Source organism: Pseudomonas sp. B21-012, from assembly GCF_024749305.1.
Classification (GTDB): domain Bacteria; phylum Pseudomonadota; class Gammaproteobacteria; order Pseudomonadales; family Pseudomonadaceae; genus Aquipseudomonas.
The window spans coordinates 3,239,687-3,256,494 of the sequence record NZ_CP087197.1; the positions used below are offsets into that span (position 1 = coordinate 3,239,687).

Consider the following 16,808-nt stretch of genomic DNA (forward strand, 5'->3'; position numbering starts at 1 on the left):
CACTCACTTTCGAGGACAACCATCATGCTGCAACTGCGCCCGTTCAAGAGCCTTGGCCATGCCAACCATGGTTGGCTCGACGCCCATCACCACTTTTCGTTCGCCGAGTACCACGACCCGGCGCGCATGCACTGGGGCACCCTGCGGGTCTGGAACGACGACCTGATCGCCGCCGGCAGCGGCTTCCCGCCGCACCCGCACCGCGACATGGAAATCATCACTTATGTACGTGAAGGCGCCATCAGCCACCAGGACAACCTGGGCAACAAGGGCCGTACCGAAGCCGGTGACGTGCAGGTGATGAGCGCTGGCACCGGCATCACCCACAGCGAGTACAACCTGGAGCAGGTCGATGCGCGCATCTTCCAGATCTGGATCATCCCGCAGCGCGTTGGCCAGGCGCCGTCCTGGGGCACCCGGCCGTTCCCCAAAGGCGAGCGCGGCGAAGGCTTCGTGACCCTGGCCAGCGGCCGTGAAGGCGATGAGCAGGCGCTGCAGATTCGTGCCGATGCACGCCTGGTGGCGGCGACCTTGCGCGCCGGGGAAAGCGCCGAATACCGCTTCGAAGCCGGGCGTCGAGGCTACCTGGTGCCGGCCAAGGGCCTGGTTGAAGTCAACGGCGTGAGCGTCGAAGCCCGTGACGGGCTGGCGATCGAGGATGAGCAGGTGCTCAGGGTGATGGCGGTGCAGGACAGCGAGATAGTGCTGGTTGATATCGCGTGAGGGCCATCGCAGGTCAAGTCGGATCGCCGCACCGCCGCTTGTGTCTTGAGGTTGGAATAGAATCAGAAGTGAGAGCGGTGAATGGCAAGCTGTACGCCGGTAGTGCTTAAAGCACGTGTGGGAGCAAAGCTGCCATTCACCTCTCCACTCTGGCCCGAGCCCGAACAGTTGATTGAGCGCCTCTCGAATCACAAGCGTGGGCCAAGCCAGAGCGCTCTCACAACTGAGTGTAAGAGGGTTCAGCCATGTTGTCTTCTGTTGGAATCGACACTGCCAAAGCCACGTTGGAAATCTGCATCAAACCTCAGAAAATCCGCTTCGAAGTAATCAATGAGCGCCCAGGCTTTGATGTGCTGATCGGGCGACTGAAGGACTTCAAGATCAGCAGAGTGTTGATTGAAGCGACCGGCGGCTACGAGAAAGACGTGCTGATTGCATTGCGCTCGGCCGGTTTCGAAACCATCTGCATCAACCCAGCCCGTGCCCGGAAATTCGCCGAGGCGATGGGTAAAAAAGCCAAAACCGATAAGATCGACGCCGAGGTCCTTGCGGACTTCGCTGCACACCTCAGCGCTCCTCAAGACCAACTAATCAGCCCGGAACGCGAAGAGCTGCGCGAGTTGGTGAAGCAGCGCGCCCAATTTGTGCAGAGCCGTGATGACTACAAACGGCGCCGCCTGCAATGCCGCTCGGCAATGGTGATGGCTCACTTTGATGAGCACATAGAGCAGCTGAAAGTGCTGATCAAACGCCTTGACGAAGAAATTGACCAGGCGATGGTGCAACTGGACGACACCAGGGCGCGTCAGTTGTTGGCGGTGAGCGGAATTGGTCGGGTAACCGCCGCAAATCTGCTCGCCTCACTGCCAGAGCTGGGGCAATTGGACCGCCGTCAGATCGCCGCGCTAGTGGGCGTAGCGCCTTACAACAACGATAGCGGTAGCCATCAAGGGCACCGCCAGATATGGGGTGGCCGGGCGCATGTAAGGCGAGTCCTGTACATGTCGAGCTGGATCATCATCCGTCACAACACGGAATTTAAAGCACGCTACGAAGCACTTCGGGAGCGTGGCAAGTGCGCCAAAGTCGCCCTCGTAGCCTGTATGCGGGTGCTGATCGTCAGGCTGAATGCAATGCTGCGGGACAATACCCCTTGGCGAGTGCAAACAGCCTGATCAAGACAGTTGCTCCTACACCCATCTGTAGGAGCGGGCTTGACCCGCGATGCTGTTAGCGGTCAGGCAATCGCCGCGTCCACCAGTTCCTGGGCTTCGGCCACCAGGCGCTGCAGGTGCGCTTGATCGATGAAGCTTTCGGCGTAGATCTTGTAGATGTCCTCGGTACCCGACGGCCGCGCGGCGAACCAGCCGTTGGCAGTCATCACCTTGAGGCCGCCAATGGCCTGGTTGTTGCCCGGCGCATGGCTGAGGATCTGCTCGATCGGCTCGCCGGCGAGCATGGTCGACTTGACCTGCTCCGGTGCCAGTTTGCTCAGCAGGGCCTTTTGCTGCGGGTTGGCCTTGGCCTCGACGCGGGTGGCAAACGGCTCGCCCAGCGCAGCGGTAAGCTCGGCATAGGCCTGGCTCGGGTCGCGGCCGGTGCGCGCGGTGATTTCTGCCGCCAGCAAGGCCGGGATCAGGCCGTCCTTGTCGGTGGTCCAGACGCTGCCGTCCTTGCGCAGGAACGAGGCGCCAGCGCTCTCCTCGCCACCAAAGCCCAGGGAGCCATCGAACAAACCGTCGGCAAAGAACTTGAAGCCCACCGGCACCTCGAACAGGCGACGGCCCAGGCGCGCGGTGACGCGGTCAATCAGGCCGCTGCTGACCACGGTCTTGCCCACGGCGGCGTCGCTGCGCCACTGCGGACGGTGCTGGAACAGATAGTCGATGGCCACCGCCAGGTAGTTGTTCGGGGCAAGCAGGCCATTTTTGGTAACGATGCCGTGGCGGTCGTGGTCCGGGTCGCAGGCAAAGGCCACGTCGAAGCGCTCGCGCAGGCCGATCAGGCCCTGCATGGCGTACGGCGAGGATGGGTCCATGCGGATCTGCCCGTCCCAGTCGACCGACATGAAACGGAAGGTCGGGTCGACCTCGGTGTTGACCACTTCCAGGTTGAGCTTGTAGTGCTCGGCAATCGCCGACCAGTAGCGCACCCCTGCCCCGCCCAGCGGATCGACGCCCAGGCGCAGGTTGGCGCCGCGGATCACGTCGAAGTCGATGACGTTTTCCAGGTCGGCGACGTAGCTGGCGACATAGTCATGACGGTGGGTGGTGCTGGCCGCCAGCGCCTGCTCATGGGCCATGCGCTTGACGCCGTCGAGGCCCGCTGCCAGCAGGTCGTTGGCCTTGGCCTCGATCCACTTGGTGACATCGCTGTCGGCCGGGCCGCCGTTGGGCGGGTTGTACTTGAAGCCACCGCTTTGCGGCGGGTTGTGCGACGGGGTAATGACAATGCCGTCGGCAAGGCCGCTACTGCGCCCGCGGTTGTAGCAGATGATGGCGTGGGACACCGCCGGGGTCGGGGTGTACTCGTCGTCCTTGGACAACATCACCTCAACGCCGTTGGCCGCCAGTACCTGCAGGGCGCTGGCTGCGGCCGGGGTCGACAGCGCATGGGTGTCGGCGCCGATGAACAGCGGACCGTCGATGCCCTTGGCCTGACGGTACAGGCAAATGGCCTGACTGATGGCCAGCACGTGGTTTTCGTTGAAGCTCAGGTCCAGGGAGCTGCCACGGTGCCCGGAGGTGCCGAAGGCCACGCGCTGGGTAGCGATGCTGGCATCGGGCTGGCCGGTGTAGTAGGCGGTCAACAGTTGCGGGATATCCACCAGCACGGAGGCCGGGGCCGGTTTGCCCGCCAAAGGACTGAGCTTCATGCAAAACCTCAAGAAAGGATGTTCAGGGTGATGAAAACACGCAGTTTACTGGCAGTTTGACCAGCAAGCGACCGTGACTATCCCCGCGCCGGCGATTATTTCTGCTCAGGCGCCCACCAGGCCGGAAACATGCGCTGTACGCGGGCTTCGGCGAAGCGGTCATCGATCAGCAACAGCGTGCCACGGTCGTCGCTGCCGCGAATCACCCGGCCGGCCGCCTGGATGACCTTCTGCACCCCGGGGTACAGGTAGGTGTAGTCGAAGCCTGCGCTGAACAGCCGGGCCATGCGCTGCTTGATCTGTTCGTTGACCGGGTTGACCTGGGGCAGCCCGAGGGTGGCGACAAAGGCGCCGATCAGGCGCGTGCCCGGCAGGTCGACGCCTTCGGCAAAGGCGCCGCCGAGCACGGCAAAGCCGACGCCCTGGCCCTGGGGAACAAAACGCTCAAGAAAACCCTGGCGCTGCTGCTCGTCCATGCCCGGCGCCTGGCTCCATTGGCTGATGGCCGGGTGGCGCGCGGCCAACAGGCTCGAGACCTGCTGCAGGTAGTCGAAACTGCTGAAGAACGCCAGGTAGTTGCCCGGCGCCTGGGCATACTGCTCGGCGATCAGTTCGACGATTGGCGCCAGCGACGCCTCGCGGTGCTGGTAACGGGTCGAGACGCTGCTGATCACCCGCACCTGCAGTTGCTCGGCGGCAAACGGTGAGGCGACCTCGAGCCAGGCGCAATCGGCCGGCATGCCGAGCAGGTCGGCGTAGTAATGGCGCGGGCTCAAGGTGGCGGAAAACAGCGTGGCACTGCGCGCTGCAGTCAGCCGCGGGCCAATCAGCGTCGCCGGCACCACGTTGCGCAGGCACAGGGTCGACAAGGCGCGCTTGCCCGGGCCCGGGCGCTTGCTGATATCGAACAGGAAGTGCTCGTCGAACAATTCACTGACGCGGCTGAACTGCAGCGCCTGAAAGAAGAACTGTAACAGCGCAGGGTCAATACCGGTCGGCGTCTGGTTGAGTTGCTCCTGGATCAGCCCGATGCACTGTTGCAAGGCCTTGAGCAGGGCGTCGGGCAGGCCGTCGACCACCCGGTAAGGCGCCAGCTGCGCCTTGTGCAGGGCATTCCACTGGCGATTGAGGCGCTCCAGGGCGCTGCCCAGCCCGGCCGGCTTAAGCTTGCGCAGGGTCAGCAACTGGCCCTGGTCGAGGCTTGCGCTGTACATCTGCCGGGCCCGCTCGACCAGGTTGTGCGCCTCGTCCACCAACAGCGCCAGGCGCCACTGGTTGGCCTGGGCCAGGCCGAACAGCAAGGCGCTCTGGTCAAAGTAATAGTTGTAGTCGGCCACCAGCACATCGACCCAGCGGGCCATCTCCTGGCCCAGGTAATAGGGGCACACCTGATGGGCCAGGGCCACCTCACGCAGGGCGGCCTTGTCCAGCACCGCCACGGCCTGGGCGGCCTGGCGCGCCGCTGGCAGGCGGTCGTAGAAGCCCTTGGCCAACGGGCAGGCATCACCATGGCAAGCCGTGCCGGGGTATTCGCAGGACTTGTCGCGGGCCACCAGCTCCAGGCTGCGCAGGGCCGGCTGGGTGCCGCTGGCCATCACCTGGCGCAGCGCCTCCAGCCCCAGGGCGCGGCCGGGGGTCTTGGCGCTGAGGAAGAGGATTTTGTCCAGTTGCTGCGGGACCATGGCCTTGAGCAGCGGAAACAGCGTGCCCAAGGTCTTGCCGATGCCGGTGGTGGCCTGGGCCATCAGGCAGCGGCCGGTGCTGACCGCCTTGTAAACGGTTTCGGCCAGTTCACGCTGGCCATGGCGAAACTGCCCGTGGGGGAATGCCAGGGCCTGCAGGCCCTGATTGCGCAAGGCCTGGCGCTGCAGCTGCTGCTCGGCCCAGTGCAGGAAGATCGCACACTGGGCGTTGAAGAACTGTTCAAGCTCCTGGGCACTGCGCTGCTCTTCGACCAGGGTCTGTTCATCGTTGTCGACATTCAGGTACACCAGCGCCAGGCGCAATGCCGGCAACTGGCGCTGCTGGCACAACAACCAGCCGTAGACCCAGGCCTGAGCCCAGTGCAACTGGCGATGGTTGTCGGGCTGGCGCGTCAGGTCGCCGCGATAGGTCTTGATTTCTTCGAGGCGGTTGAGCCGCGGGTCGTAGCCGTCGGCGCGGCCGCGCACCTGCAAGGTCGCATACTGGCCTTCGAGGCTGACTTCGGCCTCGTAGCCCTCGCCGCGCCCGGCCACCACCCGCCGGTGGCCGCTGATGCCCTCCTGGGCCGTGGGCGACGGGGTGAAGCGCAGGTCGAGGTCGCCGACCTTGGCGGTAAACTCGCACAACGCCCGCACCGCCACGCTGTAGCTCATGGCGCCCAGTGCACGTGACAGACTTCTACCGGCAGGCCGTGCCCGGCGCAGAATTCGATCCAGCGCAGCTGGCTGTCCTGCAGGCGGTCACCCGGGCCCTTGACCTCGACCATGCGGTAGCGCTGCTGCTCGGGCCAGAACTGGATCAAATCAGGCATGCCCGAACGGTTGGCCTGGATGTCTTCGAGCAGGCGCTCGAAACAGCTTTTCAGGTGTGCCGGGGGCAGGCAGATCAGCGCCTGTTCGAGCAACTCTTCGCTGAGCACCTGCCAATAGACGAAGGGCGATTGCAGCCCCTGCTTGCTGACAAAATGACGGCGAATGGTCTGCCGGTAACTGCCGTCGTCCAGTTGCCCCAGGCAACGGGCGAACAGCTCGCTGCGCCGGCCATGGAACTCGGCGTCGTGCAAGTCCTGCGGGGCGCTCTGGAACGGGTGGAAGAACGCCCCCGGCAACGGCGCGAAGATCGCCTCCCAGCACAACAGGCCGAACAGACTGTTGAACAGGCTGTTCTCGACGTAATGCACCTGCCCGCCGCCCTGCCCCAGGTGCAGCTGCACGGCCTGCTCTACGCCCAACGCCGCCAGTTCGGCCGGCAGTTGCAGCTCGACCAGGCTGACCTGGGGCTTGGCCCGCCGTGGCTGCGGCGGCCCGCCCAGCTTGCGCTGCAAACGCGGCAGCATTCGCGCCAGGGCCTGGACCTCAAGACTGTTGACCGGTTGCCGGGCGATCTGCGAGGCCAGTTCGAACGCCTGCGCCCACTGCTCGCTACGCTCCAGTACCCGCACATGGCGGATGCGCGCCTGCGGATGCTGGCTGCGCGGGTAGATGCGCAGGGCCAGCGGCCAGTCACCGAGGCGCTCACTGTGCTGGCCAAGCTGGTACAGCAGCCGCGAGCGACGGCGCAGCAGCCAGGGGTTGTCGCTGTCCAGGCACTCGATGTGCCCGACCACCTGTTCAAGCGCCACGCCCTGCTCCAGCAGCTCGGCGCACTGGTGCAAGGCCAGCGCCACATCGATGTCGCTGCGCTGGCGCAAGGCCCGCGAGTCGGCGCTGAAGGCCACCTGCTCGTAGCGCAGCAGGCCCAGGTCGGCCAGCACGAACTCCGACCAGTCCTGGTAGAGGTTGCCGAAGAACAGCAGGCGCAGACGGTCGCACAAGGCCTGCAGGCGTAGCTCGATGATCGGCTCGGCAAAGCCCGGCAGCCATTGCTGCAACGGCTGCGGCGGCAGCTCAAGGGCCTGCAACTGGGCAAGCAGTTCGCCCTTGGCCGCCCGTGGCCGTTCGAGCCGGTCGGCAAAGCCCTGGGCCAACTCGTCCTTGCGCAGCAGCTGGAACAGCTGCTCAAGGCTCAGCACGCCGTCATCGACCACCCAGCCCAGGGCCAGCAATGGCGCCAGGGCAGCCTGGGTCGAGCCGATCTCGGCGTAGTCGAGCTTGCTCGGGCGAAACAGCTGGCCCTTGCGCATCACCATGCGCACCAACAAGGCCCGGGCCGCCTGCGGCTGCTGGCGGAACTGGCTGATGAAGGCTTGCTCCTGGTCGTCGAGCAGGTCGGCATAGCGCAGCTCGATCCAGTCGAGCACTTGCTGGAAGTTGTGCAGGTAGTAGAACGGGTCGTCGACGGAATGGGCGATCACGGCGCGGTACGGGCTGGCGGCTGGAGTACTGGTTATACATACAGACGCCGCCCTCTGGCAACCCGCGGGCGACCAACGCGCTGCCTAGCGCATCAGAAGTCCACCGTCGCCGACAGCTGCAAGGTTCGCGGATAGCCCGGCGAGATGGCGCCATAAGAGGCTACCCCCGACCAGTACTCACGGTCGAAGACGTTCTGCAGCGTGGCCCGGAAGGTGGTCGGGCGCCCGTCGATGCGGGTGCTGTAGCGGGCACCGGCATCAACGCGGGTCCAGGCGTCCAGCTCCTGGGTATTGGCCTGGTTGATGTACTGGCTGGCGGTGTAGATCGCCCCGCCGGTCAGGGTGAAGCCCTCGGCCCAGGGGGTGTCCCACTCGGCCCAGAGGTTGGCCTGGACATCCGGCACCCCCACCGGCTCATTGCCCCGGTTGGCAGCGGTGGCCGAGTCGGTCAGCTCGCCGTCGAGCAGCGTCACCCCGCCGAGCAAGCGGGTGCCAGGCGCAACTTCACCGAACATGCTCAGCTCGATCCCGCGGTTGCGTTGTTCTGCCTGCACCGAGAAGACATTGCCGCTTGCCAGTTCGCCACTGGGTTTCTCGATCTGGAACAGCGCCAGGGTGGTCATGAAAGTGCCGTGCTCGTACTTGACCCCCAGTTCATGCTGCTTTGACTCGTAGGGCGCAAAGGCCTCACCGGCGTTGGCCGCCGTGGCCGGGGCGATATCGCCCTTGCTCAGGCCTTCGACGTAGTTGTAGTAGAACGATACGTCGTCCCAGGGCTTGACCACCAGGCCGACCACCGGCGTGGTGGCGCTGTCCTTGTAGCGTGAACTCACTATTCCGGTGGCGCTGTAGTTGCGCGACTCGATTTCCTGGCGACGCACACCCAGGGTCAGTTGCAGGCGGTCTTCGAGCACCGACAAGGTGTCGGTCAACGCCACGCCGGAGAGTTCCGACTCGGAGATGCGCAGCACCTTCGGCGCACTGATGTACTGCTTGGGCACATCGATCGGGTGGTAGATGTTGGAGAGGATTTCGCTGCCGTTGTTGATACCCCGGGACAATTCGTCCTGATAACGGGTCGCCATCAGCGTGGCCGTATGGGTGACCGGGCCGGTGTCGAACAGCGCGCGCATGCCCACGTCCGCCGTCGAACGGTCGACGTTGAACTTGTAGTAGCCGGGAATGTTGCTGGTGTCGCCCGCCTCGTTGAGGATTCGCGGTACCTGGTCGGACATCCGCTTGACGTCCGCCTTGCCGCCGCCTGCGTGGGCAAACACCGTGACGGAGTCGTTCAGGTCATACTCGCCGCCGAGCAGTGCCGATTGCTCGCGGGTATTGGACCAGCCCCAGTCCTGCGGCAGGTTGCTGCGCCCGTTCGGCGCCGACGGTACGTCGATGCCTGGAGCCACGGTAAAGGGTCGCGAGGAGGCGTCCCATTTTTCTTTCTGGCTGATGAAGTCAAGGTTCAGGCGCAAGCGCTCGCCCTGGTAATCCAGGGCAATGGCGCCGATATCCAGGGCGCGTTGCTGATCGTCAATGGCGGTATCGCCCTGGGCGACACTGCCGTTGAAACGTACGCCCCACGCTTTCTCGCTACCGAAGCGGCGGCTGATGTCCAGGTGCCCGCCTACCTGGGTGTCGGAACTGTAGCTGGCGGTAAAACGGGTCAGGTCTTCGGCCAGCGGGCGCTTGGGCACGATGTTGATCACCCCGCCGACGCCGCTATTGGGGGAAATGCCATACATCAGCGCCCCGGGCCCCTTGAGTACCTCGACCCGTTCGGCGTATTCGGTGAACACCCGGTAGTTGGGCGCCACGCCATACACGCCGTCGAAGGCCAGCTCACCCAGGTTGCCTTCGCCCACAGCAAAGCCGCGAATGAAGAACGAGTCGACGATCCCGCCGGTCTGCCCGGTCGAGCGCACCGACGGGTCGCGTTCCAGGGCATCGGCGACGGTGACCGTCTGCAGGTCGGCCAGGGTCTTGGCGGTGTAGCTGGTGACACTGAACGGCGTGTCCATCACGTCCTTGTTGCCGAGCATGCCCACGCGCCCGCCACGGGCCACCTGGCCACCGGCATAGGCCTCGGGCAGGCCGCCGGCACGGGTACTGGTGGCCTCGATGGTGGTGGCGTCCAGGGTCAGGCCGTCGGCGCCGGCAGGCAGCCTGGCGAGGGTGAAACTGCCGTCGGCGCGCTCAAGCAATTGCAGGCCGCTGCCGGCCAACAGCCGCGCCGCGCCGTCGTGCGCTGTGTAGCTGCCGCGCAGGCCCTGGCTGTGCTGCCCTTCGGTCAGTGCCGGTTCGAACGACAAGGCCATACCAGAGGCCATGGCAAAGCTCGACAGCACGCGCCCCAGCGGCCCTGGCGCAATGTCGTAGGCCTGGGCGGCGACGGCATCCAGTGGCTGCGCGGCGGCAAGCCACGAGGCGCCACTGCCTGCGACCAGGGTAAGACCGAGCATGGCGCTACGCACGGCCAGGGCCAGGGGACGTTGAGCGCGAGGGCGACTTGCAACAGACATGACTGAGGGATCCTTTGGACTGGATAAATGAGGTGTGCACTCCCCTTGCCAGTCGAAACGCAAAAAAGTATCAGCGCCAGCCAGGTTTATTTTCCTGCGCCTGACTTAGGCCGGCGTGAGCAACAGCCAATAGCCGTTCAGGTGCGCCTTGACCGCCAGCGGGTAAGTCGCTGCCAGCATGTTCAAGCTGCGCTGGCTGTCGTTGAGCGGGAACGCGCCCGATACGCGCAGGTCGGCGATCTGCGGGTCGCAGCGGATGAAACCGCGCCGATAACGGCCAAGCTCAGCGGCAAAATCTTCCAGGCGCATGCGGTCGGCAAGCAGCATGCCCTGGGTCCAGGCGCTGATGCTGGCGTCGACCGCCTGTGGTGCACGGCTGCTGTGGCCATCGAAGTCAGTCTTTTCTCCGGCGCGGACAACCTGCACCGCGCCAGGGGGTGCATTGGCCGGTTCGATGCGGACGGCCCCTTCGAGCACCGCCAGGTAAGTCCGCCCGCCCTGCTCGCGCACGCAAAACCGCGTGCCCAGCGCTTGCATGCGGCCTTCGCGGGTGCCAACCCGCAACGGCCGTGGCGGCTGCTGGCGGTCGGTGGCGGTGTGCACGAGGATTTCGCCACGCCGCAACTGGATGAAGCGCTGCTGCGCGTCATAGCGCACATCGATGGCCGAGTCGGTGTTGAGGAACACCCGGGTGCCGTCGGCCAGGGTCAACTCGCGGCACTCGCCCAGCGCAGAACGGTAATCGGCCATCCACGCTTGCTCGTCGCTGACCTTCCAGCCGGCCCAGGCGGCTGGCACTGCCGCGAGCATCAACGCCAGGCGGGCGATGGCGGCGCGCCGGCGCGGGTCTGCCGGGCGATCGAGCGCCGACATGGCCAGCGCCGGCGGCAAGCCGCCGAGTTTGCCCAGCAACAATTCGGCGCGCTGCCAGGCGCGCTCTCGTTCGACGCTGCTGGTGCGCCAGGCCGCCCACGCCGCCTGCTCAGCCTCAGAGGCCTCGCCTTCGCTCAGGCACATCAGCCATTGCGCCGCTTCATCGAGCGCTTGCGGGTCAATCGCGGTTGACGTCATCACTCCACCAGCGTCAGGCACTGCAAGAAGGCCTGTTTCATGTAGCGTTTGACGCTGATCAGCGAAACGCCGAGCTGTTCGGCAATCTCGGCGTACTTCATGCCGTTCAGTTGCGACAGCAAAAAGGTGCGCCGGACCACCGCCGGCAGGGCATCGAGCATGGCATCGATTTCGTGCAGGGTCTCGAGCACCAGCAGGCGCTGCTCAGGGGACGGCGCCTCGGGCACCGGCAGTTGCGCCAGCGCCGTCAGGTAGGCGCGCTCCAGCGATTTGCGCTGGCACCAGTTGGCAAGAATGCCGCCGGCGACGCAGTTCAGGTACGCCCGCGGGTTGTCGAACACCGCCACCTTCGAAGCGAGGATGCGGGTGAAGGTATCCTGCGCCAGGTCTGCCGCATCCAGCGCATTGCCCAGGCGCTTGCGCAGCCTGGCGTACAGCCAGCCGTGATGGCCACTGTACAGCGCCTCGACAGTACGCAGGTGGGAGTCGGCAGAAGGCAGCGCATCGCTCATGGGGTGGCGGTTTTTTGTAATTGATAACGATTTTCAATACTAATTTAAACCGTTGCTGCGCCGCAACTCATCACTGAGCACACTCAAGCCGTAGGGCAAGTCCCCTTGCGGCCCGGCGGGCCAGCCCAGGCGCAGGTGCTGGCGAAAATCGCCCTGCAGGCTGAACAGCTCGCCCGGGGCAATCACCAGGCCCTGCTGCAGCAGGCGATGGAACAACGGCCGGGTCTCTACCGGGGCGCATACCCGGGCCCAGATGCAGCCACCGCCGGCGGGCATCTGGAACTCCAGCTGCGAGCCCAGGTACAGCTGCATCTGCCGGTACAGGAGGCCCAGGCGCTCGTGCAGACGCGCCCGCAGTTGCTCCAGGTGCACATCGACACGGCCCTTGCTGTACAGCCTGGCCACGGCTTGCTGGCGCAACGGCGGCAGGCGAAACCCGCGCAGCAGGAACTGGCGCAGCAAGGGCCCGTGCCACTGGCGCGACAGCAGGAAGGCGTAAGGCGCTTCGGCGCCAACGCTGCGCTCCAGCGACGAGAACACCAGCAGGCGCTGCGGGTCGACCAGTTCGCGCAGGTCAGCGCCAGAGCCTGGGCTGAGGCACAGTTCGCTGTCCAGGTCGTTTTCCAGCAGCCACACGCCGTGCTGGTTGAGCAACCTGGCCACGGCCTGGCGCGCGGCCTCGGGCATGATGCTGCCATGGGGCAGGCTCAGGCGCGAGGCCAGCATCGCCAGGCGCACCGGCTCGTCGCGCAGCAGCCGGGCAAAGCGCTCGAGATCAAGGCCGCCGTCGGCCTGCAAGGGCACTTCGAGCACCCGTATCCGCGCCGCCTGAAACACCCGCAGCAAACGCCAGGAACAGGGCGTGGTCACCACCACGGCGCTGTTGTGCAGCTCAAGGGCGGCCAGGGTGGTCTCCAGCAACGAGCGCAGGTCCAGCGCCAGGTAGACGTCCTCGGCGCTCCAGTACAACTGCGCCGAGCGGGTATAGCGCGCCGCCAGGGCGGTGCGCAGTTCCAGCTCGCCACAGGGCTGGGGGGCGCCGCCCAGGCGCGGGTACTGGCGCAGCAACTGGCGCTCGATGCCCAGCAAGGTTGCCTCCAGTGACTGCAGCGCCTGCTCCTGGCCGCCGCTGAGCACCAGCATGCGCGCCGAGTTGGCGTGCTGCTGCAAATCCTGGAGCAGATCGCCAGCGCTGGGCCGTGCCGGCTCAAGGGCCGGCCCCCTGGCGTAGTAGCCCGACTTGGGCACCGGCTGCACCCGCCCTTCGTGCTCAAGCAGCGAATAGGCGTACTGGACCGTCGAAATCGACACGTTCAGGCGCTGGGCCAGGTCGCGCAACGACGGCATCCGGCTGTAGCTGCCCGGCGCCATCTGCTCGATCAGCTCAACCAGGTAGCGATACACCGCCCGGTAGGCGAACTCGCTACTGTGCGGGGCTTTCATCAGTACCGGCCTGGCTGCTCTGCCTTGAGCCAGGCCCAGGACGGCGGCTGCACGCGCAGGTGGCGCAGGTCGGCGCCGCGGCCCTGGATTCGCGCCAGCAACGAACGCGGCCGGGCCCAGCTTTCCGGTTCACGCAGATAGAGCATCTGCAGCAGTGGCAAGTCCAGGCCACTGATGTCGACCATCCACTGCACCACCGGCTCTGGCGCCGGCAATCGTTGCAGGGCCTTGTGCAGGTAAGGCAAGGCCACCAGCATGCCGGGGTGACAGCGGCGCAAAAACACCTCAAGGCGCAGGCCCCGGGAAACAAACGGCGCAAACAACTGGCAGACCAGCTGCGCTTCGCTCAAGCCGTAGGCCTGCAAGGCGAAATCGCTGGCCTGGCTACGGCGTTGCTGTAACTGCTCGGCGTGCTGCCAGCGGCCCAGCAGGCGCACCTGCAACGTGCGCGGCAGGCCCTTACGTTGCATGCGCTGGCGCGCCTGGCGCAGGTAGGCATCGACGCCTTCGCGGTAGTCGCTGTCTTCGATGAACTGCCCGTGCAGCCCGCTCAGGTGCGCCAGCAACAGCGGGTTGGCGGTGCCCGCCTGCGCGCAGGCAAAATACTGCTCGTCGAAGCGACAGCCCAGAAAGCGGTTCAGGCGCTCGTCATACGGCAGGTCGGGGTCATGCACCAGGTCATCGATGATGATGAAGCGCATCGCCGGCGCACAGTAATCGCCGTTGGGCCCGGTGGCCATGGGCCGGGCCTGGCCGTACAGCTGCTGCAGGTAACGCTGGCGCAACTCGCTCATGCCCTCGCACAGCGACGTGGCACAACTGTGAATCGGCCGGATGCACAGCAGGTCTTCCTCGCGCAGGGCGCGGCGGCTCCAGGCCAGCAGACGCCGGCGCTCGGGCAGCGGCTGGGCGGTGATGATGGCATCGACACCGCCACGCCAGCCGATGGCCTGGCGGCACAGCTCGGCAAGGCGCAGGGTGCCATGGCTACCGAAACCGGCCCGTGGCCCGCCAGCGAGCAAATGCCCGAACAACAGCAATTCGTGACGCTCGGCCAGTTGCTGGCTCTGGGAAATAGCGTGGCGGCGGTCGAATGGCAGCAACTGCTGGTCATCGAGCATCAGCAGCTCGACCCGCGGATCATCGTGCAGAAACAGCGCCGAGAAGCCCTGCTCGATATTGTTCAAGGCCGTAGTACTCATGCCGGCCTGGCGCACCACGGCGATACGCAGCTCGAAGGTGCCCGGCGAGCGTGCGGCAATGCTCAGTTGCGCCGCGCGCAGGCAGGCCAGGGCATGGCTGGCATTCTGGCTGCCATCATGGGCGAACATCAGCCTGAAGCCGTTGATGCGCTCGGCGCCGCCCGCCGCGACAATCAAGCGTTGAATCAATAACTGCAAAGAGGCCCGCTGGGCCTGGGACAAATGCTCCAGCAAGCGCGCCAATACTTGCTGGTAGATATACTGCATGGCTTGATCGTGAATGCTGCTCATAACGCCTACCCGATTTCAATAAACGGCCACCTGAAAGAAAAAGATTCCATCGAAGAACTTTCAATCAGCAAAGAAGGATAAATAAGTTTATCCTCAGAAACTTCCTACAACTTCCTACGGAAATAACTTCAGAAGCTCTTGCTCACCATCGTTCTTCCCTCCCCCAGCCCGGCAGCACAGCGCCTTTAACCCCTGGCTTACGACCCATCATGCCTCGCTCCGTGAGACGACTATTGAAGAACTATTATCGGGCGTTGCCCCGCGAATAAAAGATACAGATCACGGTAAAAAAACCATTCAGATTCATCTTCGACAATACCGATAATCAGACAGGCTGCCTGTGCTTTTTCCTATTGCACAAACATAGCGCAAGCAGGCAAGCGTCAGCAGGCAAAGTTACCTCGGAAACATCCTAAACAACCCTGGGAAATACCCACAAAAAAGGTTCTTCACGGATTTCCGGGTTTATGGTCCTTGGGATCGGATGTTGAGGCTACGGCTGCGGGCATATCCATTCGATGTGGCGCCGCTGCCGGCCCCTCCAGACACCTACGCTCGGCCTCCTGACGTCGCGAAGTTACGGGCGGCGCCTGCACTGACGTATCTGCGAAAGCAGATTCTGGCGCGGTCATACTGAAGCCAAAGCTAGGAACGACTTGCTTGGTTTTGGTTTTGCTCTTGATCTTCATGCACGTACTTCCAGGCGCCGCGAAAGGCGACTTCAGGAGGCCGAGCGTAGGTGCCTGTAGGGGCGGTGCGCAGCACCTTCGGCGGCAGCCGAAGACGCGAGATGTAGACTTGCGAAGCAAGTCGTAGGCCGCGATGCCCCGGAAGGTGCCGTAGCGAGGGGACCCGAAGCGCAGCGTAGGGCCGTATGCAGGAGCAGGCGGTTTTGCCTACCTTTTCCCAAGAGAAAAGTAGGCCGCCGTAAAGGCGGAAGGGGCCAGCAGCAGCGCCACAGCGAATGGATAAGCTCGCGCCCAAACCCAGGAGAACGTGAAAAACCACAAAAAAGCCCGAGTCAATGCTCGGGCTTTTGCCGTGATGAACGGTCGTGCTGCGTTTACTCCGCCTGCGACAAGTCCAGCACCAGCCGGCCACCGCAAGGGCATTCGTCCATGTAGCGGTGCGCCTCGACCACCTTCTCGAACGGGTAGGTCTTGATGATCAGCGGCGTCAGCAGCTTGTCGGCGGTGAACTGGTTGATATCGCGCAGGGCGCGCTGCAGCGCCACCTGGTCCTGGCTGATGCCCAGCTCCGGCTTGCCGGTGAAGTTGCCGATGCAATGCACGAAGAACTGGATGTTCTTCTGGAACGCCGCACAAGCAGGGAACGGCGTCTGGTTGCCGCCTTGCAGGCCATACAGCACCAGGCTGCCACGCGGTGCCAGGGCATCACCGAGCAAGGCCATCTGCGGCCCGCCAAGGCCGTCGAGGACCATATCGACACCGCGGTTGTCGGTGTACTTGTTGATCTGCATGAGCAGGTCCTGCTCTTCGGTGACGATCACCTTGTCGGCGCCGAGCTTGATCAGGTAGTCGCGCTGCTCGGCCTCTTTGGTCGCGGCAAACACCTTAAGGCCCAGGGCCTTGCCCAGTTGCACGAAGGCCGGGCCTGCGCAGTGGCTGGCGTCGGTGATCAGCGCGGTTTGCCCGGCCTTGGCCCGCGCCAGGTCGACGAAGGCAAAGTAGGCGATCAGCAGCGGCGTGTAGTGCACGCTGGCCTCGACCGGCGAGAGAATCTCGGGGTAACGGGTCAGGGCATTGCGCGGCATGACGATGACTTCGCCGTACACCGGGTGCTCGTTGGCACTGCTGGCCGGAAAGCTGGCAACCTTGTCGCCAATGGCCAGGTCATCGACACCTTCGCCCACGGCTGTAACCACACCCGCCATCTCGTGTCCGATACCGGCAGGCAGACGCGCCTGGGACGGCGCCAGGTTCTGCCGCCAGAGCACGTCGTACCAGCTGATGCCGATCGCTTCAACGCGAATCTGCACCTCGCCAGCCGCCGGTTGCGCCGGGGCCTGCTCTTCGATCTTGAGCACCTCGGCCGGGCCGAACTTGTGGAAACGGATCATGCGGGACATCGCAAACCTCGCCAATTGAACCTCTAATGCCCTGAACTCTATCCGGGCTTTGACGGTTAGACCATCAGTGGCCATTAATAGTC

11 protein-coding genes are annotated in these 16,808 nt (G+C 64.6%); 2 read left to right on the plus strand and 9 right to left on the minus strand.

The window, feature by feature from the left end; all coding sequences use genetic code 11:
- Window positions 1-24: 24 nt before the first annotated feature.
- Both LOY37_RS14850 and LOY37_RS14855 read left to right on the plus strand, forming a co-directional pair.
- Window positions 25-723: a pirin family protein gene (locus LOY37_RS14850; protein WP_093382094.1), complete on the plus strand. Its 699-nt coding sequence runs from the start codon at window positions 25-27 to the stop codon at window positions 721-723.
- A 245-nt stretch (window positions 724-968) separates the two neighbouring features.
- Entirely contained in the window at window positions 969-1,898 is a 930-nt protein-coding gene (locus LOY37_RS14855; RefSeq protein ID WP_258715096.1) for a transposase, read from the plus strand.
- 62 nt (window positions 1,899-1,960) lie between these two features.
- Here the strand turns inward: LOY37_RS14855 and pgm are convergent, their stop codons facing one another.
- From pgm to LOY37_RS14900, 9 genes are all read right to left on the minus strand, one after another.
- Window positions 1,961-3,598: a phosphoglucomutase (alpha-D-glucose-1,6-bisphosphate-dependent) gene (pgm, locus tag LOY37_RS14860; protein ID WP_258715097.1), complete on the minus strand. Its 1,638-nt coding sequence runs from the start codon at window positions 3,596-3,598 to the stop codon at window positions 1,961-1,963.
- A gap of 95 nt (window positions 3,599-3,693) precedes the next feature.
- On the minus strand, window positions 3,694-5,955 hold the full coding sequence (locus tag LOY37_RS14865) for an ATP-dependent DNA helicase (protein WP_258715098.1): 2,262 nt from the start codon (window positions 5,953-5,955) through the stop codon (window positions 3,694-3,696).
- The gene (locus tag LOY37_RS14870) at window positions 5,952-7,595 is read right to left on the minus strand and encodes a VRR-NUC domain-containing protein (protein ID WP_258715099.1); all 1,644 of its coding nucleotides are present in this window, start codon (window positions 7,593-7,595) and stop codon (window positions 5,952-5,954) included. Before LOY37_RS14870 ends, LOY37_RS14865 begins: the two co-directional genes overlap by 4 nt.
- Before the next feature lie 92 nt (window positions 7,596-7,687).
- Window positions 7,688-10,117 (minus strand): TonB-dependent receptor, encoded by a 2,430-nt coding sequence (locus LOY37_RS14875; RefSeq protein WP_258715100.1) that lies wholly within the window; start codon window positions 10,115-10,117, stop codon window positions 7,688-7,690.
- Window positions 10,118-10,222: 105 nt separating this feature from the next.
- Window positions 10,223-11,188, minus strand: coding sequence for a FecR domain-containing protein (locus tag LOY37_RS14880; RefSeq protein WP_258715101.1), 966 nt, complete (start codon window positions 11,186-11,188; stop codon window positions 10,223-10,225).
- Window positions 11,188-11,700 (minus strand): sigma-70 family RNA polymerase sigma factor, encoded by a 513-nt coding sequence (locus LOY37_RS14885; RefSeq protein ID WP_123566563.1) that lies wholly within the window; start codon window positions 11,698-11,700, stop codon window positions 11,188-11,190. The genes LOY37_RS14880 and LOY37_RS14885 overlap by 1 nt, the downstream gene beginning before the upstream one ends.
- A gap of 39 nt (window positions 11,701-11,739) precedes the next feature.
- Complete coding sequence (locus LOY37_RS14890) at window positions 11,740-13,143, minus strand: PLP-dependent aminotransferase family protein (protein WP_258715102.1); 1,404 nt, start codon at window positions 13,141-13,143, stop codon at window positions 11,740-11,742.
- Complete coding sequence (locus tag LOY37_RS14895) at window positions 13,143-14,636, minus strand: hypothetical protein (RefSeq protein ID WP_052676520.1); 1,494 nt, start codon at window positions 14,634-14,636, stop codon at window positions 13,143-13,145. Before LOY37_RS14895 ends, LOY37_RS14890 begins: the two co-directional genes overlap by 1 nt.
- Before the next feature lie 1,063 nt (window positions 14,637-15,699).
- Complete coding sequence (locus LOY37_RS14900; protein WP_045198168.1) at window positions 15,700-16,725, minus strand: zinc-dependent alcohol dehydrogenase family protein; 1,026 nt, start codon at window positions 16,723-16,725, stop codon at window positions 15,700-15,702.
- Window positions 16,726-16,808 lie beyond the last annotated feature (83 nt).